This is a genomic window from Actinophytocola sp. (assembly GCF_035634895.1).
Taxonomy (GTDB): domain Bacteria; phylum Actinomycetota; class Actinomycetes; order Mycobacteriales; family Pseudonocardiaceae; genus Actinophytocola.
Window position 1 is genome coordinate 36,870 of record NZ_DASQCC010000100.1, and the last position, 19,864, is coordinate 56,733.

The 19,864-nt window shown below is 69.6% G+C and carries 22 protein-coding genes; 12 read left to right on the forward strand and 10 right to left on the reverse strand.

Annotated features, from left to right (window positions below):
* Nucleotides 1–672 carry a DedA family protein gene (locus tag VET29_RS13860; RefSeq protein ID WP_324919901.1) on the forward strand — a complete coding sequence of 224 codons (672 nt, stop codon included), beginning with the start codon at nt 1–3 and terminating at the stop codon, nt 670–672.
* A 7-nt stretch (nt 673–679) separates the two neighbouring features.
* Here VET29_RS13860 and VET29_RS13865 read toward each other — a convergent pair whose 3' ends face one another.
* On the reverse strand, nt 680–2,068 hold the full coding sequence (locus VET29_RS13865; RefSeq protein WP_324919903.1) for an FAD-binding oxidoreductase: 1,389 nt from the start codon (nt 2,066–2,068) through the stop codon (nt 680–682).
* 233 nt (nt 2,069–2,301) lie between these two features.
* Here VET29_RS13865 and VET29_RS13870 point away from each other — a divergent pair, with 233 nt between their 5' ends.
* Together VET29_RS13870 and VET29_RS13875 are read left to right on the forward strand one after the other, a co-directional pair.
* Complete coding sequence (locus VET29_RS13870; RefSeq protein ID WP_324919905.1) at nt 2,302–3,216, forward strand: alpha/beta hydrolase; 915 nt, start codon at nt 2,302–2,304, stop codon at nt 3,214–3,216.
* Nucleotides 3,217–3,290: 74 nt separating this feature from the next.
* A complete protein-coding gene (locus tag VET29_RS13875; protein ID WP_324919907.1) occupies nt 3,291–3,956 on the forward strand; it encodes a DedA family protein in 666 nt (221 codons plus the stop codon).
* Between the two features lie 52 nt (nt 3,957–4,008).
* Here VET29_RS13875 and VET29_RS13880 read toward each other — a convergent pair whose 3' ends face one another.
* Entirely contained in the window at nt 4,009–4,416 is a 408-nt protein-coding gene (locus VET29_RS13880; protein WP_324919909.1) for a VOC family protein, read from the reverse strand.
* 169 nt (nt 4,417–4,585) lie between these two features.
* On the opposite strand from VET29_RS13880, the gene VET29_RS13885 reads away from it, so the two are divergent.
* On the forward strand, nt 4,586–5,326 hold the full coding sequence (locus VET29_RS13885) for an SDR family oxidoreductase (protein ID WP_324919911.1): 741 nt from the start codon (nt 4,586–4,588) through the stop codon (nt 5,324–5,326).
* A gap of 6 nt (nt 5,327–5,332) precedes the next feature.
* On the opposite strand, the gene VET29_RS13890 is transcribed toward VET29_RS13885, so the two are convergent.
* Complete coding sequence (locus tag VET29_RS13890) at nt 5,333–6,388, reverse strand: glycoside hydrolase family 76 protein (protein ID WP_324919957.1); 1,056 nt, start codon at nt 6,386–6,388, stop codon at nt 5,333–5,335.
* 152 nt (nt 6,389–6,540) lie between these two features.
* Here VET29_RS13890 and VET29_RS13895 point away from each other — a divergent pair, with 152 nt between their 5' ends.
* Nucleotides 6,541–8,682, forward strand: coding sequence for a molybdopterin-dependent oxidoreductase (locus VET29_RS13895; protein WP_324919913.1), 2,142 nt, complete (start codon nt 6,541–6,543; stop codon nt 8,680–8,682).
* Nucleotides 8,683–8,876: 194 nt separating this feature from the next.
* Nucleotides 8,877–9,749, forward strand: a complete 873-nt coding sequence (locus VET29_RS13900; protein ID WP_324919915.1) for a helix-turn-helix transcriptional regulator — start codon at nt 8,877–8,879, stop codon at nt 9,747–9,749.
* An 11-nt stretch (nt 9,750–9,760) separates the two neighbouring features.
* Here VET29_RS13900 and VET29_RS13905 read toward each other — a convergent pair whose 3' ends face one another.
* Complete coding sequence (locus tag VET29_RS13905; RefSeq protein WP_324919916.1) at nt 9,761–9,958, reverse strand: DUF397 domain-containing protein; 198 nt, start codon at nt 9,956–9,958, stop codon at nt 9,761–9,763.
* 66 nt (nt 9,959–10,024) lie between these two features.
* On the opposite strand from VET29_RS13905, the gene VET29_RS13910 reads away from it, so the two are divergent.
* On the forward strand, nt 10,025–10,771 hold the full coding sequence (locus tag VET29_RS13910) for a bacterial transcriptional activator domain-containing protein (protein WP_324919917.1): 747 nt from the start codon (nt 10,025–10,027) through the stop codon (nt 10,769–10,771).
* Between the two features lie 49 nt (nt 10,772–10,820).
* Here the strand turns inward: VET29_RS13910 and VET29_RS13915 are convergent, their stop codons facing one another.
* From VET29_RS13915 to VET29_RS13940, 6 genes are all read right to left on the reverse strand, one after another.
* Complete coding sequence (locus VET29_RS13915; RefSeq protein ID WP_324919919.1) at nt 10,821–11,471, reverse strand: RNA methyltransferase; 651 nt, start codon at nt 11,469–11,471, stop codon at nt 10,821–10,823.
* Nucleotides 11,417–11,806, reverse strand: a complete 390-nt coding sequence (locus VET29_RS13920; RefSeq protein WP_324919920.1) for a DUF2784 domain-containing protein — start codon at nt 11,804–11,806, stop codon at nt 11,417–11,419. Before VET29_RS13920 ends, VET29_RS13915 begins: the two co-directional genes overlap by 55 nt.
* Nucleotides 11,807–11,936: 130 nt before the next feature.
* Complete coding sequence (gene pyrE, locus VET29_RS13925) at nt 11,937–12,491, reverse strand: orotate phosphoribosyltransferase (RefSeq protein WP_324919922.1); 555 nt, start codon at nt 12,489–12,491, stop codon at nt 11,937–11,939.
* Nucleotides 12,492–12,557: 66 nt separating this feature from the next.
* Nucleotides 12,558–13,367: a phospholipid scramblase-related protein gene (locus VET29_RS13930; RefSeq protein ID WP_324919924.1), complete on the reverse strand. Its 810-nt coding sequence runs from the start codon at nt 13,365–13,367 to the stop codon at nt 12,558–12,560.
* Nucleotides 13,368–13,436: 69 nt separating this feature from the next.
* Nucleotides 13,437–14,216, reverse strand: coding sequence for an SDR family oxidoreductase (locus VET29_RS13935; protein ID WP_324919926.1), 780 nt, complete (start codon nt 14,214–14,216; stop codon nt 13,437–13,439).
* 57 nt (nt 14,217–14,273) lie between these two features.
* Nucleotides 14,274–14,972, reverse strand: a complete 699-nt coding sequence (locus VET29_RS13940) for a hypothetical protein (protein WP_324919928.1) — start codon at nt 14,970–14,972, stop codon at nt 14,274–14,276.
* Nucleotides 14,973–15,093: 121 nt separating this feature from the next.
* On the opposite strand from VET29_RS13940, the gene VET29_RS13945 reads away from it, so the two are divergent.
* The 5 genes from VET29_RS13945 to VET29_RS13965 are packed head-to-tail and all read left to right on the forward strand — an operon-like array spanning nt 15,094 to nt 19,662.
* Nucleotides 15,094–15,486, forward strand: coding sequence for a GntR family transcriptional regulator (locus VET29_RS13945; protein WP_324919930.1), 393 nt, complete (start codon nt 15,094–15,096; stop codon nt 15,484–15,486).
* Entirely contained in the window at nt 15,483–16,364 is an 882-nt protein-coding gene (locus tag VET29_RS13950; protein WP_324919932.1) for an ABC transporter ATP-binding protein, read from the forward strand. Before VET29_RS13945 ends, VET29_RS13950 begins: the two co-directional genes overlap by 4 nt.
* The gene (locus VET29_RS13955; protein ID WP_324919934.1) at nt 16,361–17,365 is read left to right on the forward strand and encodes a transporter; all 1,005 of its coding nucleotides are present in this window, start codon (nt 16,361–16,363) and stop codon (nt 17,363–17,365) included. The genes VET29_RS13950 and VET29_RS13955 overlap by 4 nt, the downstream gene beginning before the upstream one ends.
* An 18-nt stretch (nt 17,366–17,383) precedes the next feature.
* Nucleotides 17,384–18,511, forward strand: a complete 1,128-nt coding sequence (locus VET29_RS13960; protein ID WP_324919936.1) for an alpha/beta hydrolase — start codon at nt 17,384–17,386, stop codon at nt 18,509–18,511.
* Nucleotides 18,508–19,662, forward strand: coding sequence for an alpha/beta hydrolase (locus tag VET29_RS13965; RefSeq protein ID WP_324919937.1), 1,155 nt, complete (start codon nt 18,508–18,510; stop codon nt 19,660–19,662). The genes VET29_RS13960 and VET29_RS13965 overlap by 4 nt, the downstream gene beginning before the upstream one ends.
* Nucleotides 19,663–19,864: the final 202 nt, after the last annotated feature.

Here is a 19,864-nt window from a genome sequence, read left to right on the forward strand (position 1 = left end):
ATGTCCTTTTTGCCCTCCTGGCTGGACCCGGAGGTCATCCTGCGTGGGATGGGCGGCTGGGCACTGGCCGTGCTCTGCCTGATCATCTTCGCGGAGTGCGGGCTGCTGGTCGGCTTCTTCCTGCCGGGCGACTCGCTGCTGTTCGTCGCGGGCCTGTTCGTGGCGACGGGGACCATCCAGACGCCGCTGTGGCTGGTCTGCGTGCTGGTGACGGTGTGCGCGTTCGTGGGGAACGTGTGCGGGTACTGGATCGGCGCGAAGGCCGGGCCGGCGCTGTTCAACAAGCCGAACTCGAAGCTGTTCAAGCAGGAGCACGTCGCCAAGACGCACGAGTTCTTCGAGAAGTACGGCGCGCGGGCGGTCATCATGGCCCGGTTCGTGCCGATCGTGCGGACGTTCATCACGGCGACCGCCGGTGTGGGGCGGATGGACGCGAGGAAGTTCTTCACCTACTCGGCGATCGGCGCGTTGTTCTGGGCGTCGGGCGTGACGGTCCTGGGTTACTTCCTAGGCGAGGTCTCGTTCATCGAGAAGAACATCGACGCGATGGCGGTCCTGATCGTGTTGATCTCGGTCATCCCGATCGTTATCGAAGTCGTGAAGGCCCGCCGCGAGAAGAAGCAGGCCGCGAAGCTGGCCAACGAGGACACCCAGATCATCAAACGTCTCTAGGCCGTCTCTAGGCCATCGAGAACATCGAGCCCGGGTTGAACAGGTTGTCCGGGTCCAGGGCCGCCTTGATCGCACGATGGGTGCGCATCGCGACGGGGCCCAGCTCTCGTTCCAGCCAGTCTCGTTTTATCTTTCCTATGCCGTGTTCGCCGGTCACCGTGCCGCCCAGGGCCAGGCCTGCCGCCAGGATGCCGTTGAACGCCACGTTCGCCCTGGCGAACTCGTCCTCCGAGGTCGCGTCGTAGACGATCGTGGGGTGCATGTTGCCGTCGCCGGCGTGGCCGACCACCGCTATGCGTAGGTCGACCTCTCTCGAGATCTTCTCGCAGGTGGCTATCAGCTCGGCGATCCTGTTCCTCGGCACGCACACATCGTCGGTCATCCAGGCGCCGTAGAGCTCCAGTGCCGGCAGCACCGCGCGGCGGGCCGCCAGCAGCATCGATCCCTCGGCCGGGTCGAACGTCGAGTGGACCAGGTCGGCGCCCACGTCCTCGCACACCTGCTCGATCGCCCGCAGCTCCTGCCTCGCCGCTTCCCCGCCCGAGTCCGACTGGCACAGCAGCAGCGCCGCGCAGCCCTTCCCCGCGCCCAGCTCCGTCTTCAGGTGGGCCTCCACCGCGGCGATCGACGTCGCGTCCATGATCTCCATCAGGGACGGCACGATCCCTTCTCGCACGATCCTGCTCACCGCAGCGCCGGCGGTCTCCATCGCCGAGAACGCCGCCACCATCGTGCCCGGGGCCTGTGGCAGCGGCCGCAACGCCAGCGTCGCCTGGGTGATCACGCCCAGCGTGCCCTCGCTGCCCACGAACAGCTTCGTCAGGTCGTAGCCCGCCACGCCCTTCACGGTGCGGCGGCCCGTCCGCAGGATCTCGCCGTCCGCCAGGACGACCTCCAGGCCCAGCACGGAGTCCGTGGTCACCCCGTACTTCACGCAGCACAGGCCGCCCGCGTTCGTGGACACGTTGCCGCCGATCGTGCACCAGTCGTAGCTCGACGGGTCCGGTGGGTAGAACAGGCCGTGCTTCTCCACGGCGCTCCGCAGGTCCAGGTTCACCACGCCCGGCTGGACCACCGCCAGCCGGTTGTCCGGGTCGATCTCCACGATCTCGTTCATCCTGGTCATCGCCAGTACGACACAACCCTCGATCGCGTTCGCCGCGCCGGACAACCCCGAGCCGGCGCCCCTTGGCACGACCGGCACCGCCGCCGCCGCCGCGCAGGCTCGGACCACCGCCTGCACCTCTGTCGCGGTCCGGGGCAGCACCACCGCCAGTGGTCGCCCGTGCGGGGCCAGCGGCATCATGTCGCGGCGATAACTCTCCGTCACATCTGGGTCGACGAGCACCGCGCTGTCCCCCACCGCCGTGCGAAGGTCGTCCAGGATAGTGCTCATGCCCTCACGTTAACCGGGTGCTTGAGCGAAATTCGAGTGCTTCGACCAACACTCGACCAGGTGAAGGCGTGACACCGAACCGAGATCCACATTCTCTGTGATCCGCCACTCGATCGTTTATCGTGGTTGACAGGTCAATGATGACTGCCGAGCAGGAGGGCGGGGGTGCGATGACGCGGCCTGCGGTGCCTACGAGCCCCAGCGTCCAGAGCCGGGCCCTCGCGCAACTGCTCATGAGCGGTCTTCGACCGATCGGCGACCGGATGAGCGTCACGAGCTGGCCGCAGCGACGGCTGGTTCGCGAGGTCTTCGACACCGTCGGCCTGACCCCGTTGCCCCGCGGCACCCGGTTGGCGGCAGTAGCGGACGGTGACGTTCACGGGTTGTGGCTCACCGGCCGGGGTGCCGATCCGGCGAACGGCGTCGTCCTGTACCTCCACGGCGGTGGCTTCGTGTTCGGGTCCCGGCGCACGCACCGGCACCTCGCCGCGGCCCTGTCGGTCGCGACCAGGCGTCCCGTGCTCCTGGTGGACTACCGGCGGGCGCCCGAGCACCCCTTCCCGGCCGCCGCCGACGACGTGCTCGCCGCCTACAGATGGCTGCTGCGGACGGGGCACACGCCGGAGAGCATCACCGTCATGGGTGACTCGGCCGGCGGCCACCTGACCGCGGGCCTGCTCGCGGACCTGTCCCGGCGCCGCGTCCCCATGCCGGCCGCCGCGGTCATGTTCTCGCCGTTCCTCGACCTGGGCTGTGCCGAGGTGGCCGAACGCGACGCGGTACGGCGTGACCCGTTCGTGCCACCCCAACGGGCGATCGAGTGCGGGCTCAGCTACGCGGGGACATACTCACTCACCCACCGCAGGATCAACGTGCTCGGCGCGAGCAAGCGCCGCTGGCCACCGGTGCTGATCCAGGTCGGCGACACCGAGTGCCTCCTGGGCGACTCCGAACGGATGGCCGAGAGCATCAGAGCCGCCGGCGCGCACTGCGAGCTGCAGGTGTGGCCGGGTCAGGTGCACGTGTTCCCGGCGTTCTACCCGCTGATCCCGGAAGGACGGGCGGCCGTCAGGTATGTGGGTGACTTCGTGCGTACCCATTCCACCGTTGGCGTCACGGAACAGGACATCATCGCCACCGCCAGTTGACACGATGGTGGAGATCGGGCGAATTCGGGCACGTTCGGCGTACGCCGCCGAAGTGGACACGTACGCTACCTGTCGTGAGTTCAGTGGCTGAGGCGAGCGCGGTGGCCAGCGGCGTGCTCGAATCCGCCGGGCCCGTGATGGTGTGGATCATCGTACTCGGGTTCGTGTTCACGGAGTGTGCCTTCATCATCGGCCTGTTCCTGCCGGGTGACGTCCTGCTGTTCGGAGCCGGCGTCGTGCTGGCCGAACACCACGCGGAACTGCAGGCGTGGGCGCTCTCCGTCGTCGCACTGGTGACCGCGGTGGTCGGCAACATGGTCGGCTACTACATCGGCGCCAAGGCCGGCCACACGCTCATCGCGCGACGCGGCGGACGGGTGCTCAACGTCGAGAACCTCGCCAAGGCACGCGACTTCCTCGACCGGCGCGGCTTCTGGGCCATCGTCCTGGCGCGGTGGATCCCGTGGGTCCGCACGCTGGCGCCGCTGATCGCGGGCGCGGCCAAGATGGACAACCGCCGGTTCATGTTCGCCACGACGATCGGCGGCCTGGCCTGGGTGCCGACGCTCGTGCTGCTCGGCTACTACGGCGCGGGCCTGCTGGACAACCTGCCGTGGCTCAAGGCCGTGGCGCTGTGGGGCAGCATCGCGTTCTTCGTCGGCGGGACCGCGTACGGCGTGTTCCGCTACCGGCAGGAGATGCGCAAGCCGCCGGTGGAGGACACGGTCACCCGCGCGTGAGCGGGCCGACTGAGCAGCGTCGGACACGCGCGCACACAAGGAGCAGGACCAGCTAGGGCTGGCGGGCCCAGAGCACGAGCTGGATGCCGTCCGGGTCACGCATCGAGATGACCTCGGTGCCCGGCGCCGAGTGCTCCTCGGTGATCGGTGAGAAGGTCACGCCGTGCTCGTTGAGCCGCTCGGTCCACTCCTTCAGGCCGGCCCGGTCCGGCACGGAGAACGTCAGGTGGTCCAGACCTGGCCGGCGCTCGTCGAACCGCGTGTACTCCGACACCGGGTGCTGCACGAGGGTCAGGGAGATGCCGAGCCCGGGGCCGCGTAAGAAGGCCTTCCGCATGCCGGAGGGTGACTCGTCCTTGCCGATCGACTCGAACCCCAGCACCCGCTCGTACCACGGGACGCTTCGGTCGACGTCGGTGACGGTGAGCGCGACATGGTGAACACCGGTCAGCGTGGGCATCAGAGTCCTTCCCGACCCGGGGTTGCGGGCCGCCTCAGCCATAGTGCCGCAGCTCTCCGACAAAACCCCCGCCGTTATCGGATCTTCTGCATGCCGCAACCACCTCAGCGATAACCGCTGGTTAGCGGTGTGCACCGGTGACGTCTCACGCCGGTGGCACGATGCGCGGATGACTGGAGTGCTCGTGGTGACCGGTGGCAGCAGGGGAATCGGGGCGGCCGTGTGCAGGTTGGCCGCGGATCGGGGCTACGACGTGGTGGTGAACTATGCCGCCGACTCGACCGCCGCGCAAGATGTGGTCGGCGGTCTGACCAATGTGCGGGCCGTGGCGGTCGCCGGCGACGTGTCCGACGCGGACGACGTGACCCGCCTGTTCGACGCGGCCGCGTCGCTGGGCCCGCTGGCCGGGCTTGTCAACAACGCCGGCATCACCGGCAACACGCCGGGCCGGCTGGACGAGCACGATCCCGAGGTGGTGCGCCGCGTGCTCGACGTGAACGTGACCGGCGTGTTCCTGTGCGCCCGCGAGGCCGTGCGGCGGATGTCGACGCGGTACGGCGGGCAGGGCGGGGCGATCGTGAACGTCTCGTCGACCGCCGCGCACCGCGGGTCGCCGGGCGAGTGGGTGCCGTACGCGGCCAGCAAGGCGGCGGTCGAGACCATGACCCTCGGCCTGGCAAAGGAGGTCGCCGCCGAGGGCATCCGGGTGAACGCCGTCGCGCCGGGCCTGGTGCACACGGACCTGCACGCGGCGGCCGGCATGCCCGACCGTCCCGACCGCATCGCGCCCATGATCCCGATGCGGCGCGCGGGACAGCCGGACGAGATCGCCGAGGGGATCGTGTGGCTGCTCTCGCCGGCCGCGTCCTTCGTCACGGGCGCGGTCCTGCCGATCAGCGGCGGCTTCTGACCCGCACTAACCGCGCTCCAGCAGGGCCGCCGCCTCCAGCACCATCCAGCCGGACAGTTGCACCGAGAGATCCAGCTCGACGCGGCGGTGTGCCGGTGAGCGGGGCACGCGGGCCGGCTGCGACCACTCGGGCCCGAACAACGGGCCGGACCGGGCAAGGGCCCGGTTGCGCCACGCCGCCGCGGCCGAGCCGAGCACCAGCTCGCGCGCGACGCCGGCGGCCGGCGAGTCCAGGCGCAGCGCGGCCTGGGCCAGGTAGCGGGCGAGGATGCCGGCGAACAGGCCGCCGTCGCCGCCGCCCCGGCCGCGCAGGACCCTGTCGTCGTTGAGGTGCGCGGCCACGGCGTAGATCGTGCGCTCGGCACGCTCGACCCAGACGCCGGACGAGTCGCCCTCGGCCAGCTCAACGCACGCGCCGATGTAGACGCCCTGGCAGTAGGTGTAGGTGACCTTGACGATGTCCTTGATCGACCCGTCCTGCTCGACGTAGACGCCGTCCCACAGCAGGCCGGTGCGCGGGTCGACCAGGACCTGCGACATCCACTCGGTCATCGAGCGGGCCCGCTGGAGGTCGGCCTTCTCCCCACCGCGGTCCGCCCAACGCGTGAACAGGATCGCCGCCGGGCCGTTGGCCGGCACGTTCTTGAACATGTCCCTGCGCCGCCACCAGATGCCGCCGCCCCCGTGGTCGGTCCAGCCGGCGCGCAGCTGAGCGGCGATCCGGGTCATCGCCGTCCTGACCGGGACGTCCTCGCAGTCGTTCGCCCGCATCAGCGCGAGGCCCAGCCAGGCTACGTCGTCGTAGTAGTCGTTGGTCCACGAGCCGAAGTTGCGCAGGTGGATACCCCGGACCAGCTTGCTGATCGTGCCGGCGCGGGTGGCGTTCGGCTGGCGTTCCTGCGCGTCGACGAGGCAGTCCAACAGGTGCGCCTGCCACCAGTAGTTCCAGTGGCCGTGCAGGCGGTTGCCCACCGACTGCGGCCAGCCGGCGACGCCCAGCCTCGTGCCGGGCAGTGCCCACACGCGGCGCACGTGACGAGCGACGACGGCCCGTTCCGCCACCGCCGCCCTCGCACACCAGAGGGACGGCGAGTTCTCCGGCGGACTTTCCGCCGAGTCCAGGCGCTGCGTCACCTCTCCATCGTGCGTGCTGAATCGATTCCGATGACTCGGCCGGAAGAGTGATGTCACCGTCCTGTGTCACAGTTGGGGCTATGACCACGGCGCCTGTGACCTGTCCCCTGTGCGAAGCGACGTGTGGGTTGTCGGTCTCGGTCGAGGACGACCGGGTTACTACGGTGCGTGGCGACGACGCCGACGTGTTCTCGCGGGGCTACATCTGCCCGAAGGGCGCGTCGCTGGGCGCGCTGCACCACGACCCCGACCGGTTGCGGCGGCCGATGGTGCGGCGGGACGGCGAGCTCGTCGAGGTCGGCTGGGACGAGGCCTTCGCGGAGATCGACCGGAGGCTCCCCGCACTGATCGCCGAGCATGGGCGGGACGCGGTCGGGGTGTACGCCGGTAACCCGTCGGTGCACAACACGTCGACCTCGCTGTACGGGCCCGTGTTCTACAAGGCGCTGAACACCAGGAACTTCTACACGGCCAGCACCGTCGACCAGCTGCCGAAGCACTTCTCCGCCGGGCACATGTTCGGCCACGCGCTGACGATCCCGGTGCCGGACCTCGACCGGGTCGACCACCTGCTGATGCTCGGCGCGAACCCGCTCGTGTCCAACGGCAGCCTGATGACCGCGCCGGACGTGCGTGGCCGGCTCAGGAAGCTGCGCGAACGCGGCGGCAAGCTCGTCGTGGTCGACCCCAAGCGGTCCCGCACGGCCGAGCTGGCCGACGAGCACCACGCGATCCGGCCCGGCACGGACGCGTTGCTGCTGTTCGCACTCGTGCGGACGCTGTTCGCGGAGTCGCTGGTCGACCTGCGCGACCTGCCGGTCAACGGCGTCGACGAGGTCCGCGCGCTGGCCACGCCCTTCACGCCGGAGGCCGTCGCGGCCCACGCGGGCCTGTCCGCCGACACGATCCGCGGCATGGCCCGCGAGCTGGCGGCCGCCGAGCGGGCCGTCGTGTACGGCCGCATCGGCACGACCACGCAAACGTTTGGCACCCTCGCGAGCTGGCTGATCGACGTGCTCAACACCCTGACCGGCAACCTCGACCGCGAGGGTGGCGCCATGTTCCCGCTCGCCGCGGCGGGCCAGGCCAACGCACGGCCGGGGAAGAAGCGCCGCGAGTTCCGGACCGGCCGGTGGCACAGCCGGGTCCGCGGCCTGCCGGAGGTGATGGGCGAGCTGCCGGTGGCGACGCTCGCCGACGAGATCCTGACCCCGGGCGACGGCCAGATCCGCGCGCTGATCACCGTGTGCGGCAACCCGTGCCTGTCCACCCCGAACGCAGGGCGGCTGGCGGAGGCGCTGGGCCGGCTGGACTTCATGGTGTCGCTGGACGTCTACCTCAACGAGACCAGCCGCCACGCGGACGTGATCCTGCCGGGGCCGACACCCCTGGAACGCCCGCACTACGACCTGGCGCTGTACCAGCTTGCCGTCCGCAACGTCGCGAACTGGACGCCGGCCGTGCTGCCCACCGACGTGCCGCAGGAGTGGGAGACACTGCTGCGCCTGACCGGCGTCGTGATGGGCATGGGCGCGACGCCGGACCTAGCGGCGCTGGACGACTTCGTGGCCAACCAGATGGCGGAGCGCCACGGCGTCGAGGCCGGCGAGCGTCGAGGCCCGGAGCGGCTGGTCGACATCATGCTGCGTGGCGGCCCGTACGACCTGACGCTGGCCGACCTGGAGGCCGCGCCGCACGGTGTCGACCTCGGTGCGCTCGAGCCACGACTGCCCGACGTCCTGACGACGCCGTCCGGCCGCGTCGAGCTGGCGCCGGAAGCGATCACCGTGGACGTGCCGCGGCTGGTGGCGGCCCTGGACACGCCCGTGAACGGCGAGCTGCTGCTGATCGGCAGGCGACAGCTGTCGTCCAACAACTCGTGGATGCACAACCTCGAGCCGCTGGTCCGGGGCTCGAACCGGTGCACGGCACAGGTGCACCCGGACGACGCGGCCCGGCTCGGCCTGGTCGACGGCGCCACCGCGGTGGTCCGCTCGCGGGCCGGCAAGATCGAGGTGCCGGTCGAGATCACGGACACGATCCGGCCGGGCGTGGTGAGCATCCCGCACGGCTGGGGTCACGACGTGCAGGGCACCCGCACGGCGGTCGCACGTGCACATGCGGGTGTTAACACCAATGTGCTGGCCGACGACCTACTCCTTGACGCCCTCTCCGGCACGGCGGCGCTCAACGGCATCCCCGTCGAGATGGAGCGCGCCTGAATCGCGCCGAATCACCGCGAATCAGCTGATCACAGCCCGTCGACTGTATGCATGCTGTACATCGGATCGAGTGCTACACCTACGGCTGAGTAGTCTCACGTTCAGTCTTGACTTTTGTGTGGTAAAACTGATCTGATTCGCATCAGATCGAATCATCTCGGTCATCGCCGGTCCTGGATGACGGGAGGATTCGCATGGACACCTCGGGTGGTTTGGGACCGCCGCCGACCGGAAGGGAGCGGTTGGCGACGGAACTACGCAAGTTGCGCGACATCGCCGGAGTCTCCGGGCGAGAGCTCGCACACCGCATCGGCATCAGCCAGTCCAAGGTGTCCCGGATCGAGTCGGGCGCCGTCGTCCCGTCCCTTCCGGAGGTCACGGCTTGGGGAAAGGAGCTGGGCGTGTCCGTCGAGACCCAGGCGCGGCTCACGGGAATGACCGAGGCGGCATACAACGAGGTGCATCCGTGGGGGGCCGCGGTTCGTCTCGGCAACCTGCAGGAGGGGGTCCAGGAGCATGAGTCGACCGCGACACGGATAGCGGTGTTCCAGCCGTCGGTCGTGCCGGGTTTACTGCAGATCGCGGGATACGCGCAGCGTGTGATCGCACTGTTCCACCGGCAGTACAGCGAGACCGACCAGGCCGCCGAGATCGCGAGCAGGCTGGACCGGCAGCTCGCGCTCTACGACACGAACCGCCACTTCGACTTCCTCGTCACGGAGGCGGCGCTGCGTTGGCGGCCCGGGCCGGCGCAACTGCTGATCGCCCAGCTCGAGCGCATCATGTCGATCGGCTCGCTGGAGAACGTGTCGATAGGACTGATCCCGCTGAGCGCCCAGGCCACCACCCTCACCACACACGGGTTCGTGCTGTACGAGGGCGAGCACCAGGACTCGTGGGTCACCGTCGAAACCATTCACGCCGACATGAAGGTGGCCGCGCCGGAGCACGTCGAGATCTACCGCTCCCGCTGGTCCCTTCTCCGCAGGATGGCGTTGTTCGATGCAGATGCACAGGATTTCATGGGGGGGATTATCGATGACCTCCGCAGCGCGCCAGTCCAATAAGACAACCGCCGCTAATCTCTGGCCAGCAATCCGGCGAACGAGTCCCACCCGCGCCGGGTGAACAGCAACACAGGGCCGTCGGGATCCTTGGAGTTCCGCACTCCGACGATCTCCGTTCTGGTCACCTCCACGCAGTCACCGCCCTCGCTGAAGCTGCTCTTGGCGAAGGTGGCGTGCGTCCGAATCCAGCTCTCGAATTGGCCGTCCATGATGTCAATAAACACCGAAGGTGAGAGATGGCGAAAGAGGTAAGCTTTCTTTCTACCAAAACTGTCATGTTTCACCTGTACGGCCCGGTCGACACGACCATCGACGGTGTGCGGATCGGGCCGGACACCGAAAAGGAACGCCGGATGGTGGTGCCGCTCCTGCTGACCATCAGACGACCAGTGTCCTATCTGGAGCTGTCGGACTGGATGTGGGACGGCACGCCGGGGAGCGCACCGGACGACCTGGGCCGGTACATGGGTGAATTCCGCCTCCGGCTCACACGGCTGGGTCTCCGGGGCGCGCTGGTGAACCGCGACCGCGTGTGCCGCCTGAACGTGGACCCGGACCAGGTGGACCTGCACTGCCTGAGCACGCTGTTGACGGAGGTCGACCAGCTCGACGACGTGACGGCGGCGGCCCGGCTGCGTGCGGTCCTGGCGCTGTGCGAGGGGGAGCCGCTGGAAGGGCTGTCGGGTCACCGGATCGACAGCTGCCGGCAGATGCTGCTGGAGGAGCGACGGCGCGCGGAAATGACGCTGATCCGCGTGGACTTCCGCCTCGGCCGGGCGACCCACCGGGTGCCGGACCTGATGCGGTTGTTCCACGACCGACCGGAGGACACGACGGTCGCGACGCTGACGATGCAGGCACTCGCCAAGGCGGGCCGGCAGGCGGAGGCGCTGGGGGTGTACCGGCGGTGCTGCGAGCGGGTGGTCGAGCTGGGGATGAAGGTGCCGCCTCAGATGGCGGACCTGCACGGCCGCATCCTCCGCGACGAGCCGGCGGACCGGGAGCTGGAAACACACCGCTGACCTTGGGGGCCGGCCTTGCTGGGGGTAGGGCCGGCTCCCAGTCCCTCGCCTACCAGGCGGTGTCGAGGTTCGCGTGTTCGCGGATCCAGGCGTGCATGACGATGCCCGCCGCCACGCCCGCGTTGATCGAGCGGGTCGAGCCGAACTGGGCGATCGACACCACCTGTGTCGCCTGCTTGCGGGCGTCCTCCGTCAGGCCGGGGCCCTCCTGTCCGAAGACCAGCACGCACCGGCGCGGCAGCGAGACCGTCTCGATGCGAGACGCACCGGGTGTGTTGTCCACCGCGACCACCGCCAGTCCCGAGACCGTCGCGAAGTCCAGCAGGGACGCCATGTCCGGGTGGTGCCGCACGTGCTGGTACCGGTCCGTCACCATCGCGCCCCTGCGGTTCCAGCGGCGGCGGCCGACGATGTGGACGGCCTGCGCGGCGAAGGCGTTGGCCGTCCGCACCACCGTGCCGATGTTATGGTCGTGCTGGAAGTTCTCGATCGCGACGTGGAACTCGTGCCGCCGGGTGTCCAGGTCGGCCACCACCGCGTCGCGGCGCCAGTAGCGGTAGGCGTCGACCACGTTGCGGCGGTCACCCTCCGCCAGCAGCACCGGGTCGTAGCGGTCGTCCGTCGGCCGCTCGCCCTCCCATGGGCCTACACCGACGGGCTCGCCGAACTCCCACTCGGTTGGACCGGGCTCCTCGGCCACCGCTTCCACACTCCCACGTACGACGCGACCACGACCGCGACCGCCCCGGCGCCCACCACCGGCAGCAGTGCCCGCGGGATGATCTCGCCATAGATGTAGTACTCGTTGAAACCGCCTGGTAGCGGGCCCAGCCCCTGCATGCCGCGGAACCAGTTTTCCAGAGCCGTCAGCGGGCACTGGATCGGCGTCACGTTGACGATCACACCCCACGCGGCGAAGAACACGTGCACGAAAATCGCCCTGTGCCAACGCCAGGCCAGGAACCCCCCTAGGCCGATGTACAGCAGCGCGATGAAGTGCACAACCACCGTGACGTCGGCCAATAACCACGCCATACCGCCAAGCTAACCGAAATCCCACCCCAGCGCCGTTGGGTTTGGTGGCGGTTGGATACCGATCAGCTGAGAGGCGTGACCTGGTCGAACGCCCTCACGAGCACGGGTGCCGCGTATCTTCCTGGTCAGCTCACAGACCGAGGTCGTCCTTGCTCAGCAGGTAACGGTACGGGAGCCCCCTGGCCTCGATGGCCTCGCGGGCGCCGGTGTCCCGGTCCACGACCGTCGCGACGCCGATCACCCGCGCGCCGGCCTCGGTCAGCGCGTCGACCGCCTTGAGCACGCTGCCACCGGTGGTGGACGTGTCCTCGACGGCGAGCACCGGCTGTCCGGCGACCTCGATGCCCTCGATCAGCCGCTGCATGCCGTGCGACTTGGTCTCCTTGCGGACGACGAACACGTCGAGCACCTCGCCGGCGGCCGCGGCCGCGTGCATCATCGCGCACGCCACGGGGTCGGCGCCGAGGGTGAGGCCGCCGGCCGCCACGTAGTCCCAGTCGGCGGTGAGCTGGCGGAGCAGCCGGCCGATCAACGGCGCCGCCGCGTGGTGGAGGGTGGCGCGGCGGAGGTCGACGTAGTAGTCGGCCTCCTTGCCGGACGCCAGCGTGACACGTCCGTGGACGACGGCGAGTTCGGTGATCAGGCGGGCTAGCTCGCCCTTCGCGGAGAGGTCAAGGGTGCGCACAGGTCCACACCTTCTCACATTCGACGGGCGGGATGAGGACAGCGGCTCCCCCGACGAGCCACCGGATCATCCGAAGCCGCGGCTGTCCTGCTTGAGGGCGGTGTCCACGGTGAGCGCGGACGCGACGACCATGCTGGCGAGCGGGTCCTGCAGCTGCCGGTGGATCTGCACGACGTAGTTGTCCGCCGTGGTGAACATGGTCTTCGCGAAGCCCTCCCAGGTCTTCGTGATGCGGGCGATCTCGGCGCCGGTGTGGTCGACGACCGCGAAGTTCCACGCGCGCCAGTTCTCGGCCTGGATGCCGCCGATCTGCTGGCCGCCCACCATGTACGAGAAGCGGATCTTGCCGATCATGTTGTCCTGCTGGATCTGGCCGATCTCCTGGCCGTCGGGTCGCTGCACGATCACCCGGGACTTGACCAGCTTCGCCGGCCGGGTCAGGTACAGCACCGGCTGGTGGTTGACGTCCCGCACCTCGAGGCGGTGCGTCATGAACTGGTCCCAGCTGCTGAGGAACCGCACGGCCTTCTTGAGCGCGCTCTGGCCGATCTCGGCGACCGACCCGAGCTGGCGGCCGTTCTGGTCGAAGACCCCGTACTCGTTGGCCATCTCGATGAGCTTGACCTTCTGGTTGACGACGAGCACGGGCTCGGTGAACAGCGTCCCGCCGCCGTAGCCGACCTGCCCGACGCCGGCGCGCCGCGTCTGTTCCTTGACCTTGTCCGGCGTCGGTCCACTGCCGACCTGGACCTCCCACGCGCTCGCGTCGCTGCGCGGTTGCTGCTGCTGTGTGTGCTGGGTCCACTGCTGTCCGTCCCACCAACGGAGCATCGTGGAGCCGGGCTGTTCGGGGTACCACCCGGGTGGCTGTGTCATGCCGGTCAGCTTCGCACTTCGCAGGTCAGAGCGCAGCCGATGTCCGATAATTCAGGGTTCGCACCGTACTCAGGTGCGGTCCCGGCCACTGGCGACGCGTGCCTCCACGCGGCGCAACAGCCCGCGGGGCAGCAGTCGCGGCACGGTGGTGATGGCCTTGTACGCGAACCCGGGAACCGAGCGTGGCCGCCCGCGCCGCAGGTCACGCAGGCAGTCCGCGACCACGCGGTCGGCGTTGAGCCACAGCGCGTCGGGCAGCGCGGACATGTCGTCGCCGGCCCGGTCGTGGAACTCGGTCCTCGTGAACCCGGGGACCAGCGCGATGACCCGTACCCCCGTGCCGGCGAGGTTCGCCGCCATGCCCTCGGAGAACGTGGTCACCCAGGCCTTCGACGCCGCGTAGGTCGGGCCGGTGCCGGGGAAGAAGCCCGCGACGCTCGACACGTTCACGACGGCGCCGAAGCGGCGTTCGAGCATGCCCGGCAGCGCCGCCCTGGTGAGCCGCAGGACGGTGGTGACGTTGAGGTCCAGCTGTGCCTGCAGCAGGTCGATGTCGCTCGACGCGAACGCGCCGCGGGTGCCGAAGCCGGCGTTGTTGACCAGCAGGTCGACCGGGTGCTCCGCGTCGGCCAGCCGGTCCTCGACCCGCCTGCGGGCCCGCGCGGTGGACAGGTCCGCGGTCATCGGCGTGACCGTGACGCCGTGCCGGTCGGACAGCTCGGTCGCGGCCTCCTTCAGGCGCTCCCTGGTCCGGGCGACGATCACCAGGTCGTACCCCTCGGCGGCGAGCTTCCTGGCGAACGCGGCGCCTATTCCGGCCGTTGCTCCCGTGACGAGTGCGGTTGGCATGTTGCCAACCTAGCGTCCCGCCGCCACGAATTTTCGGGTGCGGGTCGCGACCTGGCCCTAGTCCTGGCGTTCGCCGTGTCTGCCGGTCGGCCGCTCGGACTCGCCGACGGGGTCGATCTCGGCGTCGAAGGGATCGATCACGTCCGCGATCTCGCCGATGCCCCGCAGCAGCCGCTCCAGCCGGGACGGCGACGCGTGCGGTGCGACGCTCGCCAGCACCCAGCCGGCCTCGATCCACGCGACCGGGATGTCCGCGCCGATCTCCTCGGTGGCGTCCACCAGGTCCGGCGTGATCAGGCCGCGCGCCGCGGAGATGTCGGAGACGAACGCGTACCGCTGGCCGACCGGACCGAGCAGCTCGGGCATGGTGTCCCGCTGGAACGGCGCGCTCGGCAGCCACAGCTCGATGGTCGCGGGATGCACCCGGCGGCACTGCACCGCCGTGATCACCGTGGTGATCCGGCCGTTCGTCTCGAGGTCGAACACGTACACCTTGCGCCGGCCGTCCGCGGTGAACGTCGACCCGGCGACCGCGTCACGTGCCACCCCGCCGCCGTGGAACGCGATCGCACCGCCCTCCCACTGCGCGGGCAGCAGGTGGTCGGTGTCGGCGTACGCCCAGCCGCGCAGCGCGGCCCAGTGCCGGCGTTCCCTGTTTCGCGAGGTCAGGCGGGCGCGGTCACGCAGCAACAAGCCGGCGCCGGCCAGCCCGGCGACGATCGCCACGACGAACCACACCCATGCCGGTATGCCCACGCCGCACAGCGTAGTCATCGCGACGTCAGAGCGAAGATCACCGCCCCCGTGTCACCCGTTGTGGCGGACACTTGTGCCGTAGTCCTATAGTGCTAGTTAGCTAGATAAATGGAGGTGAATCTTGATCGAGTTCTTCCTGGACGCCAAGTCGGGCCTGTCGCCGTACCAGCAGCTCGTCCAGCAGGTCCGGCATGCCCTGCGGCTCGGGCTGCTCAACGAGGGCGACCAGCTCCCGAAGGTGAAGGACGTGGTGGCGAGCCTCGCCATCAACCCGAACACCGTGCTGAAGGCCTACCGCGAGCTGGAGCACGACGGGCTCGTCGGCGCTCGGCCGGGAGTCGGGACGTTCGTGACCGCGACCCTCAACGGCGGCTCGTTCGCCGCCATCGGCCCGCTGCGGCAGGAGCTGCGGCGCTGGCTCACGAAGGCGCGCAAGGCCGGCCTCGACGAGGAGAGCATCGAGGCCCTGCTGATGTCCACGTTTCGCGACTCCACAAGAGAGGAAATAGCGTGACCGTCCTGCGTGCCCAGGGGCTGGGCAAGAAGTACAAGCGCAAATGGGCGTTGACGGACTGCACGCTCGAGATCGAGCCCGGGCACGTCACCGGGCTCGTCGGTCCCAACGGCGCCGGCAAGTCGACGCTGCTGAACATCGCGTCCGGCATGCTCGAGCCGAGCGCCGGCACGATCGAGGTGTGCGGCGGCGTGCCCGGCAGCGGTCCGGAGCAACTGGCCAAGGTCGGCTACGTCGCACAGAACACGCCGGTCTACGCGAGCCTGTCCATCGAGGACCACCTGCGGCTCGGCGCGCACCTCAACCCGAACTGGGACGCCGCGCTCGCCACCGGGCGGATCGAGCGGCTCGGGCTGGATCCCAGGCAGCACGCCGGCAAGCTGTCCGGTGGCCAGCGTGCCCAGCTGGCACTCACGATGGGGATCGCCAAGCGGCCCGAGCTGCTGCTGCTCGACGAGCCGGTCGCCGCGCTGGACCCGCTCGCGCGCCGGGAGTTCCTGTCCGACCTCATGGCGGCGGTGGCCGAGGACGGGCTGTCCGTCGTGCTGTCCTCCCACCTGGTCAACGACCTCGAACGGGTCTGTGACCAGCTGATCGTGCTGGTGGACTCGCAGGTGCGGATCGCGGGTGACATCGAGGAGCTGATCGCCACGCACCACCGGCTGACCGGTCCCCGCCGCGACCTCGACACGCTGCCGTCGAACCAGCACGTCATCTCGGCGAAGCACACCGACCGGCAGACCACCGTGCTGGTCCGCACCGAGGCGCCGATCCTCGACCCCGCCTGGACGGTCGCCCAGCTCAACCTGGAGGACGTCGTCCTCGAGTACATGAGCAACCCGGCCACCGTCCGTCCCGCCCTGGAGGTGCTCCGATGACCTGGTTGACCTGGCGCCAGTTCCGCGTCCCCGCGGTGTCGGTGTTCGCGGGCCTGGCCGTGATCGGCGTGGTACTCGCGATCACCGGCCCCGACCTGGTCGGCAGGACGGACTTCTCCGACTCGGACTTCCTCTACAGCGCGACCATCCTCCTGATGTACCTGCTGCCGGCGGTCATCGGCGTGTTCTGGGGCGTGCCCATGATCACGCGCGAGCTGGAGACCGGCACGCACAGCCTGATCTGGAACCAGACCATCACCCGCGGCCGGTGGCTCGCGACCAAGCTCGGCGTCGGCGTGCTGGCCGGCATGGTGGCGTCCGGGCTGCTGAGCCTGGCGGTCACCTGGTGGGCGAGCCCCATCGACGCGCTGGCGAACCAGCAGACGGAACGGGGGATGCTGAACTGGTTGTCGCCGGTGGTGTTCTCCGCCCGCGGCATCGCGCCGATCGGCTACGCGGCGTTCGCGTTCGTCCTCGGCGTCGCGGTCGGGATGCTGCTGCGCCGCACCGTGCTCGCCATGGGCGTCACCCTTCTCGCCCTCGTCGGCGTGTTCCTGGCGGTCCCGTTCCTGGTTCGCCCGTACCTCCTGCCCCCGCTGGAACAGACGGTCGCGATCGAGAGCGACTCGATCCTGGGGGCGCACGGGGACAACACGGGCCTGGTCGAAGCGATCATCGTGCGCGAGCCGACCGGCGCCTGGGTGCTGGCCGACGAGACCGTGGACCCGGCGGGCAACGTGGTCACCCCGCTGCCCGACTTCGTACAGAACTGCATGCCGACACCGGGTCGCAACCCGCAGAACGCCCAGCCCGGCCCGCCGGAACCGGGAGACATGCGGGCGTGCCTCGCCAAGCTGGGCGAACGCGGTTACCACCAGCGGATCACCTACCAGCCCGGCTACCGCTTCTGGCCGCTGCAGTGGCTCGAGCTCGCCATCTACCTCGCGTTCTCCGCGCTGCTCACCTGGCTCTGCTTCCGGCGACTCCGCCACCTTTCCTGAGATTCCACAGGGGGAATCATGCGTGCTCTCGCGGTTGCCACCGCACTGACCGCCGCCGTCCTGACCGCCGCGCCCGCCGCCGCGGACACGACCGCGCCGTACCTACCCGTCCCGACCGGGCACCAGCCGGTCGGCGTCACCTCGCTCTGGCTGAAGGACACCTCCCGGCCCGACCCGTGGGTGCCGGCCGTGCCCTACCGGGAGCTGATGGTCTCGGTCTTCTACCCGACGAACTCGGCCAACGGGCCGAAGAAGCAGTACATGACACCGAGGGAGTCGGAGCTGAACCTCGCGCGGCAGAACATCCCCGGCCTGCCGCTCGACGTCTTCAGCACGGTCCGGACGAACGCCGTCGTCGACGCGAGACCGGTCGGCCGGCCGCACAGCCTGCCGCTGGTGGTGCTCTCTCCCGGCTGGACCCAACCTCGCGCCACGCTCACCACCTGGGCCGAGGACCTGGCGAGCCACGGGTACGCCGTGGCGGTGATCGACCACACCTACGAGAACCGCGCCCAGACCTTCCCGGACGGCCACGTCACCGAGTGCGCCGCCTGCGCGTTCGACGACGACGAGGCCACGTTCTGGCCGAAGTTCTACGCGGTCCGGACCGCGGACACGTCGTTCGTGCTCGACGAGCTGCTCAGCCGGCATTCGAAGTGGCGCGGCGGCTCGCTCATCGACCCGTCACGGATCGGCATGACCGGCCACTCCGCCGGTGGCGCGGAGACCACGCACGCGATGCTCGCCGACCCCCGGATCCGCGCCGGGGCCGACGTCGACGGTTCCCAGCACGTCACGCTGCCCGCCGCCGGGCTGTCCAGGCCGTTCATGTTCATGGGCAGCATGGACGAGTACGTCCCGGGTCAGATGGGTCCCTACGACGACTGGGAGACGGACTGGCAGCACCTGTACGGGTGGAAGCGCTGGATCATGGTGTCGGGCACGGCGCACGCGTCGTTCGGCGACCTCGGCCCGCTCGCCGCACAGCTGGGCGTCGACATCGGCAACTCCATCGACGCGTTCCGCGCCGTCGACATCACCCGGGCCTATCTCAGGGCCTTCTTCGACCAGAACCTGCGTTGCCAGCACCAGCCCCTGATGGCCGCACCGTCGCCGTCCTACCCGGAAGTGACCTTCATCGGATGAGGAAGACAACGACCATCGGCGGCATCGTGGCCGCCGCACTGACCCTCGCCATGGGGACGGCGCCCGCCTCGGCGGACTCCGCGCTCGCGCTGGCCAGGCCGACCGGCGACCGGCCGGTGGGCACCACGTCCCTGTACTTCAAGGACACCTCGCGGCCGGACCCGTGGGTGCCGACAGTGCCCTACCGGGAGCTGATGGCCTCCCTCTTCTACCCGACCGCCTCTTCCGACGGACCGAAGAAGCAGTTCATGTCGGAGGCGGAGGCAGCGGCCCTGTTCGAGGAGGCCGGTCTCACCGACATCGACCCGACCGTGATGACGACCGTCAGGACCGACGCCGTGGTCGACGCACGACCGGTCGGGCACCACCTGCCCGTCGTCGTCCTGTCACCCGGCTTCAAGCGGTCGCGTGCCGAGCTGACCTCGCTGTCCGAGGACCTGGCGAGCCACGGTTACGTGGTCGTGCTGGTCGACCACACCTACGAGAACGTGGCCACCACGTTCCCGGACGGCCGCGTCACCGGGTGCGAGGCCTGCGGCAGCTACAACCTGGCCTTCTGGCGGAAGCTGACGCAGGGCCGGGCCGCGGACGTGTCGTTCGTGCTCGACGAGCTGACGCACTCGAGGTGGGCCAGGCTCATCGACCCGCACCGAATCGGCATGGCGGGCCACTCGGTCGGTGGCTCGAGCACCATCACCACGATGGTGGCCGACCCGCGGGTCAGGGCGGGGATCGACATCGACGGCACCACGGACGTTCCGCTGGCCGCGCCCGGGCTGTCCCGGCCGTTCATGTTCATGGGCCGGCAGAACCTGTACACCCCCGGCACCGGGGTCGAGTCCGACAGCTGGGACCGCGACTGGCAGCGGCTGACCGGCTGGAAACGCTGGCTCACCGTGGCCGGCGTGGTGCATTCGTCGTTCACCGACCTCGGGTTGGTGGGTGAACAGCTCGGCCTCGACTTCGGCGCGCCCACGCCGGCGGCCCGCGGCCAGGCCATCACGGCGGCGTACGTCCGGGCGTTCTTCGACCAGCACCTGCGGGGCAGGCCGGCGCCGCTGATGTCGCGGCCGTCCGCCGACTACCCGGAGGTCATGTTCGCGCGGGCCTCGACGCCGCCCGATTGTCCGGAGGTCACGGGCCGCCGGTGAGCGGGCCGCCGGCTTCTGGACCGAGCGGCGCGGCGAGGGAGGTCGTCGGTTACCGGCCCGAACCGTCGGGCGGAGCGGGGCAGGGCCAGCACCGGGGGTAAACGAAAGCGGCGCCACTCCACAGGGGGAGGGCGCCGCTTTCGTTTGTGCCATCTTCGAGTCGCGGTTTCGGGATGTGCACGAAACCGCAACTCGGGGTGTG

Coding starts and splice junctions, on each gene's coding strand:
- VET29_RS13965 (WP_324919937.1), top strand. CDS start 18,508: ATGAGGAAGACAACGACCATCGGCGGCATCGTGGCCGCCGCACTGACC.
- VET29_RS13885 (WP_324919911.1), top strand. CDS start 4,586: ATGACTGGAGTGCTCGTGGTGACCGGTGGCAGCAGGGGAATCGGGGCG.
- VET29_RS13935 (WP_324919926.1), bottom strand. CDS start 14,216: ATGCCAACCGCACTCGTCACGGGAGCAACGGCCGGAATAGGCGCCGCG.
- VET29_RS13955 (WP_324919934.1), top strand. CDS start 16,361: ATGACCTGGTTGACCTGGCGCCAGTTCCGCGTCCCCGCGGTGTCGGTG.
- VET29_RS13905 (WP_324919916.1), bottom strand. CDS start 9,958: ATGGACGGCCAATTCGAGAGCTGGATTCGGACGCACGCCACCTTCGCC.
- VET29_RS13920 (WP_324919920.1), bottom strand. CDS start 11,806: ATGGCGTGGTTATTGGCCGACGTCACGGTGGTTGTGCACTTCATCGCG.
- VET29_RS13960 (WP_324919936.1), top strand. CDS start 17,384: ATGCGTGCTCTCGCGGTTGCCACCGCACTGACCGCCGCCGTCCTGACC.
- VET29_RS13860 (WP_324919901.1), top strand. CDS start 1: ATGTCCTTTTTGCCCTCCTGGCTGGACCCGGAGGTCATCCTGCGTGGG.
- VET29_RS13900 (WP_324919915.1), top strand. CDS start 8,877: ATGGACACCTCGGGTGGTTTGGGACCGCCGCCGACCGGAAGGGAGCGG.
- VET29_RS13865 (WP_324919903.1), bottom strand. CDS start 2,068: ATGAGCACTATCCTGGACGACCTTCGCACGGCGGTGGGGGACAGCGCG.
- VET29_RS13910 (WP_324919917.1), top strand. CDS start 10,025: ATGTTTCACCTGTACGGCCCGGTCGACACGACCATCGACGGTGTGCGG.
- VET29_RS13870 (WP_324919905.1), top strand. CDS start 2,302: ATGAGCGGTCTTCGACCGATCGGCGACCGGATGAGCGTCACGAGCTGG.
- VET29_RS13895 (WP_324919913.1), top strand. CDS start 6,541: ATGACCACGGCGCCTGTGACCTGTCCCCTGTGCGAAGCGACGTGTGGG.
- VET29_RS13930 (WP_324919924.1), bottom strand. CDS start 13,367: ATGACACAGCCACCCGGGTGGTACCCCGAACAGCCCGGCTCCACGATG.
- VET29_RS13880 (WP_324919909.1), bottom strand. CDS start 4,416: ATGCCCACGCTGACCGGTGTTCACCATGTCGCGCTCACCGTCACCGAC.